This window comes from Microbacterium aurantiacum (genome assembly GCF_031625015.1).
GTDB lineage: Bacteria > Actinomycetota > Actinomycetes > Actinomycetales > Microbacteriaceae > Microbacterium > Microbacterium aurantiacum.
The window spans coordinates 1,520,293-1,536,272 of record NZ_JAHWXH010000001.1 but is presented as its reverse complement, the minus strand read 5'-3'; the positions used below and the strand labels follow the sequence as shown (position 1 = coordinate 1,536,272).

Below are 15,980 nucleotides of genomic sequence, written 5' to 3'. Positions count from 1 at the left end.
CGCGGTCCGCCCCCGGGGTTTCTCGGGTCAGCCGCAGCTGCGCGCGCCGTACGACGCGTCGAGCTCGACCTCGACGGTCTCGCCGTCGACGACGGCCGTGGCCGTCACGGTGGCGGAGCCGGCGACGACGCTCGTCGAGCGCGTGTTGAACGCCGTCGAGGCGGTCTTCCCGGGCTCGATGGAGGCGTACGTCTTCGTGCCGAAGTCCGTCACGATCGTGGCGCGGACCGGAACCTCATCCTGGTTCGCGACCGACACCGAGGTCACGACCTTGCCGGCGAGGCACCGGGTCGTCACCGCAGCCGTCACGTCGAGGGACGGGGCGGCGTCCGCAGCCGTGAACGACCACGTGTCGAGCTCGAACAGGTCGCCGGTCGGTCCCGCGAAGGTGAAGAACACGTCCTGCGTGCCCGTCGCCCCCGTGAGCTCGGCCGAGAGCTCGGTCCACTGGCCGACCTCGCCCGCCACCGGGATGGTGCCGAGGACGGTGCCGGTGGCGCTGCCCTGACGGACCTGGATCTCGCCACCCTCCTGGAGCGGCTTGACCTTCACCGAGACGGACGCCGCGCCGTCGTCACCGAAGGCGACGGAGGACAGGGCGGTGTAGTCGCCGTTGTCGATGTCGGTCACGGCCAGGTTCGGCGACGTGCCGCCGAACTCCGCCGAGCCGCCGTCGATCTTCGCCGTGGCGATGCCCTTGCTCCAGCCCAGGGTCTCGGCTTCGAACGTCCGGAACGGATCGAAGTCGCGCACCTGCTCGACCCCGGCGTAGTCGCCGACGACCTGGTTGACGGTGCCGTCCTCCTTGAAGGTCAGCTCCTGGATGTGGGGGCTCCGGTAGCCCTGCGTGGTGTCGCCGTTGATGCGCTTGTTGAGGGTGGGGGCGTGGTAGGTGAAGTAGTACTTGCCCTCGTACTCGAACACCGACTGGTGGTTGTTGCCACCGGTCCCCGCACCGAAGAACTGCGACTGGTTCGGGAACATGACGCCCGCGTAGGCCTCCTTGGGGAACGACATCGGGTCGTCGGAGATCATGTAGCCGATCTCACCGCCGCCCGGGTAGCCGGGAACGCGGGTCTGGTTGCCGCCGAAGTCGTTGCCGCCGAAGTGCGACGAGTAGGACAGGTAGTACTTCTCGCCGCGCTTGAACACCTGCGCCGCTTCGAAGGCGACGGGCGCGTCGACGACGGCCGCGGTGCCCTGCGTGGAGACCATGTCGTCACCGAGCTCGATCACGCGCAGGTTCTTCGGGTTGTTGAAGCGCTCCGCCGCGGGGAAGCTCGTCGAGGCGGGACCGCCACCGAAGTACAGGTAGGCCTGACCGTCGTCGTCGACGAACGGCGCCGGGTCGAACAGCCACGACACGCCCTGGGAACCCGGGGTGCTGCTGTTGATCAGCGTCGAGGTGCGCTGGCTCGACCAGGGGCCGAGAGGCGAGTCGCCGGTGATGACGTTGCTGGATCCGCCGCCGTTGGCGTAGTAGAGGAAGAACTTCTCCTCGCCGTTGACGACCTTCTTCTCGATGCCGGGAGCCCACGAGTTGTTCGTGAACGGGGCGATGCCGTTCTGGCCGGCGACCTGGATCTCACCGTGGTCGACCCAGTTGACCATGTCGGTGGTCGAGATGAGCGTCAGCTGGTTGATGTTGCCGTAGTTGATCTGCGGCGAGACACCGGTCGACGGGTTCGGGGCGTAGCCCTGGGTGTCGTTGGTCATGTACATGTACACGCGACCCTCGTGCACGAACCCGTAGCCGTCGGCGCCGAACTTGTGGCCGATCAGGGGGTTGTGCTCGCCCGGAAGCTTCCCGGCGACCTCGATGGTCTTCGACGGCGCAGCCGGCGGCGGGGGCGGCGGGGCGCCCACGAGCGAGATGTCGTCCACGACGAAGTCCATCAGGTGCGTGTCCGGCGCCGTCGAGGGGTTGGCGTTGAACGGCGTCTCGATGAACAGGCGCGTCGTGGTGACGTTCTGCCCCTCGGGGATCGTGAAGGTGGAGTTGATGTACCCCCACTCACCCCGTGCGGGGGTCACGCTTCCGAGGTTGGTGTACGTGAACCCGCCGTAGTGCATCGTCGCGAAGAACTGCTTCGTGGCAGGGCTGTTGGGGTTGTCGTACTTCACCCGCGCCTTCACCGTGTAGGTCTGGCCCGCCTGCAGCTTGCCGGACAGATCCTGCATCGGACCGGAGCCGGTCGTCTGCCGGGCACTCACGCGCAGAGCGCTCGTGCCGCTGAAGGCGTCGTCGGTCAGGGTCAGGGTGGCGCCGTCGGTGGAGTTGCCGTTGTTCGCGAACCACCCCTGTGTGCCGCTTTCGAACCCACCGTTGACGATGAGTTCCTCCTCGGCCGCGTAGACGGGTGCGGTGACAGCGAGGCTCGCTGCCAACAGCACACCGGCCGCGGCCATCGCTGCGATCCGGAATCGGGATCGCGTGAGGCCATGCTCGTGCAAGAGATTTCTCCTCTGTGTGTACAAGGTGTCCCTATTCAGTTGTGGTGTCTCACGACGTGCAGCTGCGCGCCGTGAAGCTCTCGGTGAGGTCGGTCGAGATCTCGCCGGAGGTGGCTGTCACCCGCACCTCCCCCGCGGGGATCACGGCCTGACGCGACGTGAAGGCGTACGAACTGGCCTTCCCGGGCGCAAGGGACGCGATTTTCTTCGTGCCGTACGGGGTCACGATCTCCACCGACACGGGGGCGTCCTCGTCGTTGCGCACGGTCGCGGAGACGAGCACCGAGCCGGCGAGGCAGCGCGTCGACGCGACCAGGGTGACGTCGAGCTTCGGCGCCTCGTCGACCAGGACTCCCAAGCGGGCGAGCTCCAGGCTCAGGGCGCGCTCGGGAGCGTCGATCTGGTTCTGGGTCCCGAGCGTCCCCGCGCGTGCGGCGACCGCCTTGTCGAGCGTCCGCTCCATCGCCGACCACGCATCTGCCGGGTAGTCCGCGGCGTCCAGTTCATCGGCATGCGCGATCGCGGCATCCAACGCGGTGGTGTCGAGCGGGAGGTTCTGCGCCGAACGGACGTCGCTCAGCAGGAAGTGGTCGACGTCGACCCATCCGCCCGCTTCCTCGGTCGCGTAGGCGAAGAGACCGACACGGTGCCCCATGAAGTGGGTCAGGGCTCCGTCGAGGTTCTGCGGCCCCACCCGGTTGCCCAGCTGCGTCCACGTGACCCCGTCGAGGCTGTAGAGGAACGTCGTCCACAGCTGCCCGGTCGGGTTGGCGAAGTCGAGGTCGGCCTTCAGGTGCACCTCGGTGGCGTCACCGAGCGCGGCGGTGGTGCCGGGCACGAAGCTCTCGATGGCGGCGTGGTCGATCGTCGCAGTGAAGGGGGTCGTTCGATTGACGACACCGATCGTGTTGACTCCGTCGACCCGTTTGACGGCGACGTAGGAGAAGTTCCGCGCGTAGGCGGCGAGCCCCGCGACGTCACCGTCCTTCATCGCGGAGATGTCGAACTTCGTCTCCACCGACTGGCTCGGCGCGAACGTACGCTGCGACAGGGTGTTTCGCGTCTCCTCCAGCCACGTGACCTGATCGTCGTTCGCGAGCTTGACGTGGCGGAAGTCGCCGGTGACCGTCTTGCCGTTGGTCAGGCGCAGCCAGCCGTCGCGGTCGGTGAGCGACCAGTAGCGGTTGTCGGGCGCGTGATTCCACTGCCACTGGATGTCCAGTCGCGAATCCGTCGGCGCGATCTCATCCGGATGCGGGGTCTCCCGCGTGATCGGCCGTCCGGTGAGCGTGACGTCGTCCACCTGGAAGTCCATGAGGTGTGTGGCCGGCGCGGACTGCGGGTTCTGCGTCCACGGCGTCTCGACGAACAGCCTCACGGCGTCGACGTTCTGCGACGCCGGAACGGTGAACGATCCGGTGATCGTCGCCCACTGCCCGCGCTGCGCGGTGACGGTGGCGAGGTTCGTGAACGTGCCGGCGCCGTACCGCGCCGTCACGAAGAACTGCTTCGTCGCCGGGCTCGCGGTGTCGGTGTACTTGACCTTCGCCGTGACGTCGTAGGTGATGCCCGCCTGGATCTTGCCGGACAGGTCCTGCGCGGGGCCGGAGCCCGTCGTCTGGCGACCGGTCACCGCGATCGATCCGGCGCCGGTGGCGGCATCCGTCGACGCCGAGAGGGTCGCGGTGTCGTTGGCGAACCAGCCCGTCGTGCCGTTCTCGAAGCCGCCGTTCTGGATGAGATCGACGCCGAGGAGCGTGTCGTCGTATTCCGGCGAGGACGGGATGTCCCACATCTCGTCCATGTAGGCGCGGTGCGGTGCGTCGTTGTCGAAGTCGTCGGAGGTGACGATGCTCTTCTGGCGTTCGAGCGTCTCCTCCGCCGGGCTCAACTCGATGGGCTTGGCGAACGAGCCGTTCACCGGGACGCTGCCGTTGTTCCCGAAGACCGGCCAGCCGTCCTCGCCCCACGTCGCCGGGATGAGGGCGGGGATGCGACCGGTGGGGAAGGTGTCGCGGAAGAACATGCCCCAGTAGTTCAGGGCGCCGCTCTCGTCCTCGATCGGCACGAGGCTCCCCTGCGCGAAGCCGTTGGAGTTGAGGACCCCCTTCGCCTCGTACGGGTTCGAACCGTCCTCGGTGGCATAGCGGCCGAGGAGGTGATCGGAGCGGAACAGCACCACCTGGCGCCCCTGGCCGGAAGGCCAGGTGATGATGACGATGTAGTACTTGCCGTCGATGTAGGTGACCTGCGCGCCCTCGAAGAGGCCGCCCACCGGCGCCCCCGGATAGTCGGCGGGGCGGATGATCTGGTTGTAGGTCTGCAGCACCTGCGTGAAGTCCGCGCTCAGACGCACCGCGCTCGTGGAGCCCGAGCCGTAGAAGATGTACGGCGTTCCGTCGACATCGAAGAACAGGGACGGGTCGTGGTAGGACCCGGGCAGTTTCGTGCGCTCCCAGACCCCGTCGTCGATGTCATCGGTCGTGTAGAGGTACGACCCCCCGAGGTTGTTGGTGTTGAAGGCCACGTACCAGGTGCCGTCGTGGTACCGGATCGACGAGGCCCACTGGCCCTGACCGTAGGAGGTCTGGCCGTTGCGGAGCGAGAAGTCGTCGCCGATGTCGGCGCGGTTGAAGACGTAGTTGACAATCTCCCAATTGACGAGGTCGTACGACTTCATCACCGGCGCCCCCGGGCTCAGGTGCATGGTCGTGCTGATCATGTAGTAGATGTCGCGTCCCTCGTCGTTCTCCGACGCCGGGATCCGCTCCACCGACACGTCCGGCACATCGGCGTTCATCAACGGCACGCGGTAGGTGCCGTCGCCGTTGTCGGTCGAGGTGTAGGCGGAGTCGGGGTTCCACGGCTCCGCCGCCGCGGCGGCGGGGACCGGCATCAGCAGCGCTCCGAACAGCGCGCCCGCCGTGAGCGCGGAGACCGCTCCGCGAGACAGTGTGGACAGGGATGGGGACATCGGTGGCTCCTTCGCCGGGCGCAGTCGGAACCGACTGCGGGGTTCTTGCGGGGAATGCGGGGGTACAGGGGCAAGGTGGGGGTCCCGCGGGGGCGGAGAGACGACTCCGCCCCCGCAGCACTCACCGGGCGCAGGACAACGCGGCGTGGTCGTACGTCGCCGACGACTCCTCGGTGACGGGCGAGAAGGGCGTCGATGCCGTCACGGTGACCTCTCCGGCGGGGAGTTCGGCCTGACGCGTCGAGCGCCGGAGCCGATGGGGGGAAGCGGGGACCATTCGGATACTCCTTCGTATCTGTCGTCACGCGGATGGCGGGCTGCGCGATGTGGGACCGCAGCTCGAGTCTGTGAACGCCCTTAAGTGTTACCGTTAACAGTGCGAAAGGCACAACCCCCTACGCGAAACTTTCCCCCGTCCATTCCCCTCGCGAAACGCGTACGCCGCCCGCGTCCGGGCATGCCGATGAGGGAGCGCAGCCACCTCCTCCTCGGCTGCGTCCCCTCGACGGGCGCACGCCCGCCTCTAGCGCGGAACGAGTGGACGGAAAGTGCTTTCCGTCTGGGATTCCTTCACGGTGTTCAGCGCGCGCCGCAGAGGGTCGCCGGGTGTGCGAGATCGAAGCCCACCGTCGTCGGAACGCCCTCGACGGTCGCCGAGGCGGTCACAGTCACCACCGCCGCGGGGACGGCGCTCTGGCGCGTCGTGAAGCTGTACGACGCCTTCTTCCCCGGCGCCAGAGCCGCGATTGTTTTCGAACCATACGGCCCCCGGATGGTGACGGCGGCGGGCACGTCGTCATCGTTCGCGACGGTCACTCCCTGTAGCACCGTGCCGGCCAGGCAGCGTGTCGACAACGCGGCGGTGACCTCCAGTTCCGGCTCCGCGGCGGGACGCACGACGATCTCGATCTGCACCTCGCGATTGGCCGGTGCGACCTCCTCGTCGGCCTCCATGTCGAAGATCGGCAGCCCGTCGGCGGCGAAGTGCACGCGCCGCACGAACGTGTCGCGGCCGCTCAGACCGTTGTTGTCGGTCCGGGCGTGGAAGACGTAGAGCAGATTGTCGTTCTCATCCCGCGACCACATCCCGTGCCCCGTCCCCAGCTGCCATTCCCCGTTGAAGAGGCCGGATTTCTGAACGGGATGGCCGAGCTTCGTCCACAGAGAGGGGTCGGTGAGGTCGGCTCCCGCTCCGGCCGGCGCGGTCAGCAGACCGGTGGTGTAGGAGTCCCCCACGAGGGACCCCGAATAGATCATGAAGAGCGTGCCGTCCTGCGCGTGGACGTTCGGTCCCTCCGCGATGAGGTTGTCCCACGCGTACTCCGGCGGCGTCAGCCGCACGGCAGGCGAGGTCAGCCGGGTGGGATCCGTCGGATCCATCTCGGCGATGAAGAGCGACCCGAGCATCTGCCACGCGTAGTACGACGTCCCCGAATCCTCGAAGAAGGTCATGTCGAGCGAGATGCCCTGGATGGGGTTGAGAATCGTGCCTTCGGCGGTCCGCACCTCGCGGGGCTTGCTCCAGTTGCCGGGAACGGCCGGATCGAGGTCGTTCCCCTGGGCGTCCTGCTGCAGCTGCATGATGCTCGCGCGGCCGGTGAACATGTCCGGTCGACCGTTCGAGCCGTCGTAGCAGGGCATGAACAGGATCGACAGGCGTCCGCCGATCACGTGGTACTCGGGGGCCCAGAAGCACCCCGTCATCACCCGCCCCTCCGCGTCGGTGTCGCCGCGACGGAGAAGGTCGACCTCGACGTTGCGGCCGGCGCGCAACGCCTCGTCCGAGAGGTCCTCGATGCGGTCGGCGATCCGGATGGGCATGTGCGCCCCACCCTGCGGGTCGATGTTCGCGCCGTACAGGTCCTCGGTGGCGATCATCAGGAACTTCTGCTCGCCGTTGAGGTCGTACCGGAAGATCGACGGATCGGCGCGTTCATCGGCGAACGGGGTCGCGTATTGCGGCACCTCCAGCTCGCCGCTGACCGTGTAGGTCCCGGGGACGTCGGTGTCGACCGCGGCGAGGGACGCCGCATCCCAGGCGATGCTGCGCGAGGCGGTCGAGCCGTCGGTGTAGGCGAGTTCGGCGCGTGCCGGGAGCGCGGCCGCCTCGAGCGCGTCGCCGGCGACGAGTTCGACGGGGTCGAACGCCTGAACGGTGGTGTTGGACACGCGCCCGAATCGCACCTCCAGGGCGCGGGCGAGCGCGCGATCGACGACGACGGCGTTGCCGACCGCGTAGTCCTCGACATCCGCGTCGTCCTCGACGGTGATCGCGGACACGGCACCGCGACGCACCTCGCCTTGCGACTGCGGATCGGTGAGATCCGCGAAAGACGTGTACACCGACACCCCGGCGTCGCTCGTCCAGGTCAGGAGGTAGCGGTCCGACGCGCTGTCGAAGACGGCGGCCGGCCGGTTGACCCCGCCCGTGACCCCGAGGTCGATCATGCCGACCTCGTCGTAGGTGCGCAGGTCGTCGCTCCGCGCGAAGAGCACGCTCGATGCGCGCGTTCCGTCGTCCGCGCCCCCGCGGGCCGTCCGCGTGGCGACGACACCGAAGCCGCCGTCGGCGAGATGGAACACGTGCGGGTCGCGAAGGCTCCGGATGAGGGCGTCGCGCGGACCCGCCGCGGGGATCTCGGCCGAGGTCCTCGGGAAGAAGATGCCGTAGTTCTCGTTCAGCGGCGTCCACCCGTCGCCGTCGGCGAGCGCGAGGTGCATGCTGAGCGCGACATCGGCGTTGTTGGCGACCGCGGCGCTCGTGGGAGTGCGGTGATAGGCGAGGACGCGGGTGGCCTCGCTCGCGGCCAGGACGCGGACGGCGAAGCGGCGCTCGCTGATCGCACCGGTCGCGGAATCGGTGACGCGCACCTCGACGGCCGCGTCGGTGGTCTCGTCCGCCGCGAAGACATCCCCCTCCAGCACCGCGTCCGGGTCGTCGACGACGTCGACGGTCATGCCGGGCGGAGCGGCGGGAAGGGTGTCGCCCGCGGCCACCTGGGCCGGGATGACGAACAGCCCTGCGAGGCGGTCCACGCGCTCCTGGGCCGTCTCGGTCGAAGGCTCCACGGTCACCGTGATCGACGTCGTCGCCTCCTGGCCGCGGACGGTCGCCGTCGCCGTCAGGATGACCTCCACGGGTTCCGCGCCGATCAGCGGGGCGGTGACCGCGCCGTCGGGCGCGACCACCTCCGGGGCGCTCGAGACCCACGTGACGCGTCCGCTCGCCGTGGGCAGGTCGATGTCGGTGCTCGTCGTGAGGTCCGACACCGGGAGTCCGTCGAGCAGCTGCTGCGCGCGGGCACGGAGATGGTCGACGTGGGGTCCGGCATCCGCGAGGGAGAGCTCGGCGATCTCGGACGCCTCCAGTGCACGCTCGTAGACGTGGAACGACGAGATCGCCCCCTGGAACAGGGGGTCCGGCCACGGCGCACGCCCGATGGTGTTGAGCGACTGATCCGCCACGTCCGCGGGGGTGCCGGCCATCGCACCCTCGGCGACACGGATGCCGTCGAGGTACAGCGCCGCGCGGCCGGCGTCGCCGTCGATCACCGAAGCGACGTTCACCCACTCGTCCGCGGCGACGCCGCAGGATCCGCTCGAGACGAGTCGCTCCACGCCCGCCGTCTTCAGCCCGACGAGAGGGGATCGGCCCGAGCCGCAGTTGAGGGAGGCGAAGAAGTACTCGGTCGCGGCGGATTCGTTGCCGATGTTCCACAGGAAGTGGAAGCCGCCGAGCATCGCCTGTGACGCCCGCACCTCCGCGACCACCGTCGCCGAGGTCGCGTCGGCCAGCAGATCGTCCGGCAGCTCCACCCAGTTGCCGGACGACGTCTTCGCCCCGCCGCGGAGCGTGAGCGATGAGCCGGTCCAGTCGGAGGGCTGCAGGTTGCGGACGGTCGCGGCGCCCACGCCCACTCCCGCGTCGACGACGGCGTTGGGGACGCTCGCGCCGGTGCTCTGCCCGAAGTCGTATGAGGCGACGAGCCCGTCGGACGGGATGTCGGCGGCCGCCGGGGCGGTCACTCCGAGGCCGGCGATCAGGGCGGCGACCGCCGCCGCCACGACGACGGAACGCGCACGCGGAGGTGTGGGCATCGGACTCTCCATCGAGTTCTCTGCGGCCGGGATGAACCGACCGGCGGTCCGCGTCAGCGCGGCTGTTATCGCTCACGTTAGCGGTAACCAAGCGGGGACACCACCCTTTTCCGGACCCCGGGTCCGATGTGCGTGGCACGCTGGGAGGGTGCCTTCCGCCCCTCGAACCACCCCTCGCGAGCCCCTCCGCGCGCGCCTGCTGACGACGCTGTCGGGCGACCCCGCCGGCCAGCCGCCGTGGGTGCGAGCCCTCGCCGAGGGCGACGACGCGGGCTACTTCCGCGACGGCGGCGCGGTGTGGACGGTGCACGCGGGGCTCGGAACCCTCGTCGCCGGTATCCGTGCCCTGCTCCTCCAAGCCCTCCATCCCGGGGCGCTCGCGGGCGTCCACGAGTTCTCGCGCTACCGCGAGGACCCGGCGGGCCGCCTGGTCGGAACGGTGCGCTGGATCCTCTGCGTGACCTACGGCTCGACGGCGCAGGCCGACCGCGAGACCGGACGCGTCGCGCGATTGCACGAGCGGGTGCGCGGCACCTACGACGCCGCCGACGGGCCGCGGGAGTACTCCGCCGGCGACGCCGACCTCGTCGAGTGGGTCCACATCGCCTTCACGGACGCCTTCCTCGGCAGCCACCAGCGCTGGGGCGGACCGATTCCCGGCGGTGCCGATGCGTACGTGGCCGAGTGGAGCCGAGCCGGCGAGCTCATGGGACTCACCGATCCGCCCCGGACCGAGGCGGAGCTGCGTACACGGCTGCGGGGGTTCCTGGACCGCGGCGAGCTCCGTCGCGACGAGCGGGTCGACGACGTGGTGCGCTTCCTCCGCGGCATCCGCTTCCCCGGCGCGATGCGTGTGGCGTATCGCATCCTCTTCGCCGCCGCCGTCGCGAGCCTCCCCCGCGAGTACCGAAGGATCCTGGGCCTCCGGCGCGTGTGGTGGCCCGCGATCACGCTCACCCGCGTCGTCCTGGCGGTGTCGGCGCGCGCCCTCGGGGAGGGGCCGCGCGCCCAGGACTTCGCGCGGCGGCGCCTGCGGCGCCTCGGGGTCGAACCGGCATCCTGACCCGCGGATGCCGGGGGCGGGCCCCCGCCCAGCACTCTCCCATGTGCACCCTCTAGCATCGAAGGTTGATCCGGGGTGCATCTACCTGGCCCGACGCGGGACGAAGGCGGCACGACAAGCCGCGGCGACCCGCGGCGCGAGACACAGGAAGCAGATGTACAAGACGATCGCCGCACCACCACGCACGTCCCTCCTCCGCGAAGCGGGGGTCGCCTACTTCCCCATCGCCCTCATCGCGCGCCTGCCGTTCGCGATGCTGGTCGTCGGGATCCTGACGCTCATCGTCGCCGCGCGCGGGTCGCTGGCCCTCGGCGGGCTCACCTCCGCCGCCACCGGCCTCGGCACCGCCCTCATCGGCCCGCTCCTCGGGGCCGCCGCCGACCGGTTCGGCCAGCGCCCGGTGCTCCTCGTCGCGGGGACCGCCAACGCCCTCCTCCTGCTCGCCCTGTCGTGGCTGGCCTTCTCGCCCGCTCCGGATGCCGTGCTCCTGGCCGTCGCGTTCGCGATCGGCGCGTCGATGCCGCAGGTCGCGCCCCTCTCCCGCAGCCGCCTGGTCGGCATCATCGGACGCGCCTTCGCCCGCGATCGCCGCGAGAAGGTGCTGAACGGCACGATGGCATACGAGTCCGCGGCCGACGAGATCGTCTTCGTCTTCGGTCCCGTCATCGTCGGACTCCTCGCCACGACCCTGAACCCGGTGGCTCCCGTCGTCGGTGCCGCGGTGCTCGCCCTCGTCTTCGTCACGGCCTTCGCCCTGCACCCCACCGGACGCACCGCGACGGCGCACCCGGCATCCGCCGGTCCCGCGCCCGTCCGCACGGACGGCGGTCAGGCCATCACCGCGGTCACCGACATCGTCCAGGCGCCCGCGCGCGAGCTCGCCGCACCGGCCCTCGTGACCACCGTCCTCGGAGCGCTCGGCATGGGCCTGTTCTTCGGGACGATGCTCACCTCCCTCACGGCGTTCATGGACGAGCGCGGCGTTCCCGAGCAGGCGGGCCTCGTCTACGGCGCGATGGGAATCGGCTCCGCCGCCCTCGCGCTCGGCGTCGCCCTGTTCCCGGCGCGCTTCACCCTCACCGCGCGGTGGCTCGTGTTCGGGTCGATCCTGTTCGCCGGCACCCTCACGCTGCCCCTCGCCCAGGACGTCGTCGGCATGGCCCTGTGCCTGCTGCTCATCGGCATCGGCATCGGCCCGACCCTCGTGACGCAGTACAGCCTCGCCGCCCGGCACAGCCCGCGCGGCCGGTCCTCGACGGTGATGACGATGCTCGGTTCGGGTGTCGTCGTCGGCCAGTCCGCGGGTGCGGCGGTGACGGGGCTGGTCGCCGAAGCGGGCGGGGCCTCCTTCGCCCTGATCGCGCCGATCGTCGCGGCCGCGGTCGTCCTCGGCGCCGGGATCGCCTCAGCCCTCGTCCGTCGCTGACCCCGCGCTGACCCCGCAGCCGCAGACGCTCAAGTGGCGTGTGCGGCCCCCTCGCGCGCGTCGAAGGGGCCACGAGCGCCACACGAAAGGCGTGGCGGATGCCGCGGGCCCCGGCATCCGCGCGAGAATGCGCCCATGACCCGCCACCTCACGCCGCTCGCGATCGCCTATCTCGTCATCGCCGTCGTCGGCCTCGTGGGGACGTGGTGGTTCAACGCGCTCGCGATCGTGCAGATGAACGACTTCGTCACGGACCTCGTCACGAGCGGCCCCGCGGTGTCGTCGATCACCGTCGACCTCCTCGTCGTCGCGGTCGCCGGGAGCGTCTTCATCCTCGTGGAAGCACGCAGGTTGCGGATGCGCTTCGGCTGGCTCTACGTCGTGGGCTCCGCGCTCACGGCGTTCGCCTTCACCTTCCCGCTCTTCCTGGCGATGCGTCAGCGGCGGATCACCGAGCTCGCCCGCGCGCAGTCCTAGCGCGCGGCGCGAGGATCACCCCGGGTGCTGGAGCCGGAGGTCCTCGTCGATGCGGCGAGCCGTCTCCACGAGCGCGGGGAGGATGTCGCTCCGCGCCCGGTCGGCGCCGATCCGCGCCGAGGGGAGGGCGACATTGACCGCGGCGATGACCCGCCCGCGGGCATCGTGGACGGGAGCGGCGACGGAGAGGAGGCCGGTCTCGAGCTCACCGTCCACGAGCGCCCACCCCTGCGCCCGCACGAGCGCCACCGCGCGGAGGAGGTCGTCGGGATCCGTCAGCGTGGCGGCGGTGTGCGCCTCGAGCGTCGAGCGCTCCAGGATCGCGCGCACCGCGTCGTCGTCGAGCGCCGCGAGCAGCACGCGCCCCATGCTCGTCGAGGCGGCGGGGAAGCGTGTGCCGACGGTGATGCCGACGCTCATAATGCGGCGCGGGGCGACACGACCGACGTAGACGATGTCGGTGTCGTCGCGCACCGCCGCCGACGCGCTCTCGTCGATCCGCTCGGCGAGGTCGACCAGGTGAGGTTGCACGAGGGCGGGGAGCCGGGCGGCGGAGAGGTAGCTGAATCCGAGCTCGAGCACCCGCGGCGTCAGCGAGAACACCCCGTCGTCGGAGCGGACGTAGCCGAGCTCCTCCAGCGTGAGCAGGAACCGCCGGGCCGCAGCCCGGGTGAGGTCCGCGCGACGCGCGACGTCACTGAGGCGCAGGGAGGGATGGTCGCGGTCGAACGCGCGGATGACGCCGAGGCCCCGCGCGAGGGACTGCACGAAGTCCGCTGATTCCCGCACGCCCCCCACGGTACCGGGGAGCGGACCCGCCGCCGCACTCACCGCTCGAGGACGACCGCGAGCCCCTGGCCGACGCCGATGCACAGGGCCGCGACCGCGACACCCCCGCCGCGACGGGCGAGCTCGTGGGCGGCGTGCCCGATGATGCGCCCGCCCGAGGCGCCGAGCGGGTGCCCGATGGCGATCGCGCCACCGTGGATGTTGACGATCTCGGGATCGAGCTCGTCCCACAGCTGCAGACACGCCAGGCTCTGCGACGCGAAGGCCTCGTTGAGCTCGACGAGGTCCACGTCGGCCCACGTCTTGCCCGCGCGGGCGAGGGCCCGGTTGGCGGCTTCCACCGGCGCGACGCCGAACACGTCCGGGTCGTTCCCGAAGGCCGCGCGACCGGCGATGCGGGCGAGCGGCTCGCCGTCGAGCTCTCCCTCGCCCGCGAGGAGCAGCGCCGAGGCCCCGTCGTTGATCGAGGAGGAGTTCCCGGCGGTCACGCTGCCGTCCGCGGCGAAGAGGGCCTTCAGTCCCGCGAGGCGCTCGAGCGTCGTGTCGGAGCGGATGCCCTCGTCCCGGGCGAGCTCGTGTCCGGGAACCTGGACGATCTCGGCGTCGTACGCGCCGGACTCCCATGCGGCCGCGGCCAGGCGGTGACTGCGGAGGGCGAAGGCGTCCTGGGCCTCGCGGGAGATGCCGTGGATTCGCGCGAGCTTCTCCGCCGACTCCCCGTTGGAGATCGTCCACTCCGTCCCGAGGGCCCGGTTGGTCATGCGCCAGCCGATCGCGGTGTTCCACAGGGTCTGGTTCCCCACCGCCGGCCACGGGCGGGGGGACTTCTCGACCACGAACGGGGCGCGGCTCATCGACTCGACGCCGCCGGCGACGATCACACGGGCGTCGCCGGCCTCGATGGCGCGCGAGCCCTGGATGACGCTCTCGACGCTCGAGCCGCACAGGCGGTTGACCGTCACACCCGGGACCGAGGTGGGATACCCGGCGAGGAGCGCGCTCATGCGGGCGACGTTGCGGTTGTCCTCCCCCGCCTGGTTCGCATCCCCGAGGATCACGTCGTCGATGCGGGCGGGGTCGAGACCGGAGCGCTCGACGATCGCCTTCAGCGCCACCGCGGCCAGGTCGTCGGGCCGCACGCCCGAGAGGGCGCCGGCGGCGCGACCGAACGGGGTCCGGACGGCGTCGTGGATGTAGGTGCTCATGCGGGAACGTCCTCTTCCTTCTCGATCGGATGCTGCAGCCGCAGTCCCGTCAGCTCCTCCAGGAGCTCGACCGTGTTCTCGCCGAACAGCTGTCGCACCCGGAACCCGTCGGGGGTGACGTCGAAGACGGCGTGGTCGGTGTAGACGCGGCTGACGCAGCCCACGCCCGTGAGCGGGTAGGTGCACGCCGCGACGAGCTTCGCGCCGCCTTGCTTCGTCAGCAGGTCGGTCATCACGAAGACGTCCCTCGCACCGATGGCGAGGTCCATCGCGCCTCCGACGGCGGGGATCGCCCCCGGGGCGCCCGTCGACCAGTTGGCGAGGTCGCCGTTCTCGGAGACCTGGAACGCACCGAGTACGCACACGTCGAGGTGCCCGCCGCGCATCATCGCGAACGAGTCGGCGTGGTGGAAGTAGGCGGTGCCGGGGCGCTCGGTCACGGGCTGCTTCCCCGCGTTGATGAGGTCCGGGTCGATCGCATCCGGAGCGGGCGCCGGACCCATGCCCAGCATCCCGTTCTCGGTGTGCAGGATGATCTCGCGCCCCTCGGGGAGGTAGTCGGCGACGAGCGTCGGTGCACCGATGCCGAGGTTGACCACGGCCCCCTCCGGGATGTCGGCGGCGATCAGGCGCGCGAGGTCGTCACGGGAGATCCGGCTCGCGGTCATCGTGCTTCTCCTTCGGTCGGGCGGCCTTCGATGTCGACGCCGCCTCGGAACTGTCCGCCCTCCAGCCACCGGCGCTCGCCGACGGCGACCAGCCGGTCGACGAAGATGCCGGGGGTCACGATCGCCTCCGGGTCGAGGGCGCCGAGGTCGACGATCCGGTCGACCTGGGCGACTGTGGTGGTCGCGGCCGTGGCCATGACGGGACCGAAGTTACGTGCGGTCTTGCGGTAGACGAGGTTGCCCCAGCGGTCGCCGGCGAGCGCGGAGATCAGGGCGTAGTCTGCGCGGATCGGGTACTCGAGGACGTAGTCCCGGCCGTCGATGGAGCGCACCTCCTTGCCCTCGGCGAGCTGCGTGCCGACACCGGTCGGTGAGAAGAAGGCCCCGATCCCGGCGCCCGCGGCCCGCATGCGCTCGGCGAGGTTGCCCTGCGGAACGAGCTCGAGCTCGATGCGACCCGCCCGGTAGAGGTCGTCGAAGACCCATGAATCGTGCTGGCGCGGGAAGGAGCAGATGATCTTGCGGACCCGACCGGTGGCGAGGAGCGCGGCGAGGCCGGTGTCGCCGTTGCCCGCGTTGTTGTTGACGATCGTGAGGTCGTCGGCCCCCTGGGCGATGAGCGCATCGATGAGCTCGACGGGCTGCCCTGCCCGGCCGAACCCGCCGATCATGACGGTCGCGCCGTCGGGGATGCCGGCCACTGCGGCCGCGGCATCCGTCACGGTCTTGTCGATCACGTCGCCTCCTCGAGAAGTGTTCGCATTGCGCACATGTGTGCGCATGACGATCAGTGTACGCCGCACAGCACCTCCGCGCCAGAGCGGAG

At 70.3% G+C, this 15,980-nt stretch carries 11 protein-coding genes; 3 read left to right on the top strand and 8 right to left on the bottom strand.

The features are described from left to right. Positions 1 to 27 precede the first annotated feature (27 nt). From KZC50_RS07115 to KZC50_RS07100, 4 genes are all read right to left on the bottom strand, one after another. Positions 28 to 2,454, bottom strand: coding sequence for a family 43 glycosylhydrolase (locus tag KZC50_RS07115; RefSeq protein WP_310891170.1), 2,427 nt, complete (start codon positions 2,452 to 2,454; stop codon positions 28 to 30). Positions 2,455 to 2,503: 49 nt separating this feature from the next. Next, positions 2,504 to 5,428 (bottom strand): family 43 glycosylhydrolase, encoded by a 2,925-nt coding sequence (locus tag KZC50_RS07110; RefSeq protein WP_310891169.1) that lies wholly within the window; start codon positions 5,426 to 5,428, stop codon positions 2,504 to 2,506. Positions 5,429 to 5,549: 121 nt separating this feature from the next. After that, the gene (locus tag KZC50_RS07105) at positions 5,550 to 5,705 is read right to left on the bottom strand and encodes a hypothetical protein (RefSeq protein ID WP_236967326.1); all 156 of its coding nucleotides are present in this window, start codon (positions 5,703 to 5,705) and stop codon (positions 5,550 to 5,552) included. A 302-nt stretch (positions 5,706 to 6,007) separates the two neighbouring features. Further along, positions 6,008 to 9,526, bottom strand: a complete 3,519-nt coding sequence (locus KZC50_RS07100; RefSeq protein WP_310891168.1) for a family 43 glycosylhydrolase — start codon at positions 9,524 to 9,526, stop codon at positions 6,008 to 6,010. A gap of 148 nt (positions 9,527 to 9,674) precedes the next feature. On the opposite strand from KZC50_RS07100, the gene KZC50_RS07095 reads away from it, so the two are divergent. The 3 genes from KZC50_RS07095 (at position 9,675) to KZC50_RS07085 (ending at position 12,492) form a co-directional block, all read left to right on the top strand. Beyond that, a complete protein-coding gene (locus KZC50_RS07095; protein ID WP_053548846.1) occupies positions 9,675 to 10,589 on the top strand; it encodes an oxygenase MpaB family protein in 915 nt (304 codons plus the stop codon). Positions 10,590 to 10,743: 154 nt separating this feature from the next. Next, positions 10,744 to 12,015 (top strand): MFS transporter, encoded by a 1,272-nt coding sequence (locus KZC50_RS07090; RefSeq protein WP_310891167.1) that lies wholly within the window; start codon positions 10,744 to 10,746, stop codon positions 12,013 to 12,015. A 135-nt stretch (positions 12,016 to 12,150) separates the two neighbouring features. Further along, entirely contained in the window at positions 12,151 to 12,492 is a 342-nt protein-coding gene (locus KZC50_RS07085) for a DUF2834 domain-containing protein (protein ID WP_301135530.1), read from the top strand. Between the two features lie 15 nt (positions 12,493 to 12,507). On the opposite strand, the gene KZC50_RS07080 is transcribed toward KZC50_RS07085, so the two are convergent. Genes KZC50_RS07080 through KZC50_RS07065 form a run of 4 tightly spaced genes read right to left on the bottom strand, consistent with a single transcriptional unit; the run spans position 12,508 to position 15,891 of the window. Continuing rightward, entirely contained in the window at positions 12,508 to 13,281 is a 774-nt protein-coding gene (locus KZC50_RS07080; protein WP_231718053.1) for an IclR family transcriptional regulator domain-containing protein, read from the bottom strand. A gap of 38 nt (positions 13,282 to 13,319) precedes the next feature. Then, entirely contained in the window at positions 13,320 to 14,486 is a 1,167-nt protein-coding gene (locus tag KZC50_RS07075; protein WP_236967320.1) for a thiolase family protein, read from the bottom strand. Then, positions 14,483 to 15,154, bottom strand: coding sequence for a 3-oxoacid CoA-transferase subunit B (locus KZC50_RS07070; protein WP_236967319.1), 672 nt, complete (start codon positions 15,152 to 15,154; stop codon positions 14,483 to 14,485). The genes KZC50_RS07075 and KZC50_RS07070 overlap by 4 nt, the downstream gene beginning before the upstream one ends. After that, entirely contained in the window at positions 15,151 to 15,891 is a 741-nt protein-coding gene (locus KZC50_RS07065) for a 3-oxoacid CoA-transferase subunit A (RefSeq protein WP_301135534.1), read from the bottom strand. The genes KZC50_RS07070 and KZC50_RS07065 overlap by 4 nt, the downstream gene beginning before the upstream one ends. Positions 15,892 to 15,980 lie beyond the last annotated feature (89 nt).

What these genes read in the sequence shown, in the direction of transcription:
- KZC50_RS07110 (WP_310891169.1), bottom strand. Translation starts at nt 5,428, where the DNA reads ATGTCCCCATCCCTGTCCACACTGTCTCGCGGAGCGGTCTCCGCGCTC.
- KZC50_RS07105 (WP_236967326.1), bottom strand. Translation starts at nt 5,705, where the DNA reads ATGGTCCCCGCTTCCCCCCATCGGCTCCGGCGCTCGACGCGTCAGGCC.
- KZC50_RS07100 (WP_310891168.1), bottom strand. Translation starts at nt 9,526, where the DNA reads ATGCCCACACCTCCGCGTGCGCGTTCCGTCGTCGTGGCGGCGGCGGTC.
- KZC50_RS07090 (WP_310891167.1), top strand. Translation starts at nt 10,744, where the DNA reads ATGTACAAGACGATCGCCGCACCACCACGCACGTCCCTCCTCCGCGAA.
- KZC50_RS07085 (WP_301135530.1), top strand. Translation starts at nt 12,151, where the DNA reads ATGACCCGCCACCTCACGCCGCTCGCGATCGCCTATCTCGTCATCGCC.
- KZC50_RS07075 (WP_236967320.1), bottom strand. Translation starts at nt 14,486, where the DNA reads ATGAGCACCTACATCCACGACGCCGTCCGGACCCCGTTCGGTCGCGCC.
- KZC50_RS07070 (WP_236967319.1), bottom strand. Translation starts at nt 15,154, where the DNA reads ATGACCGCGAGCCGGATCTCCCGTGACGACCTCGCGCGCCTGATCGCC.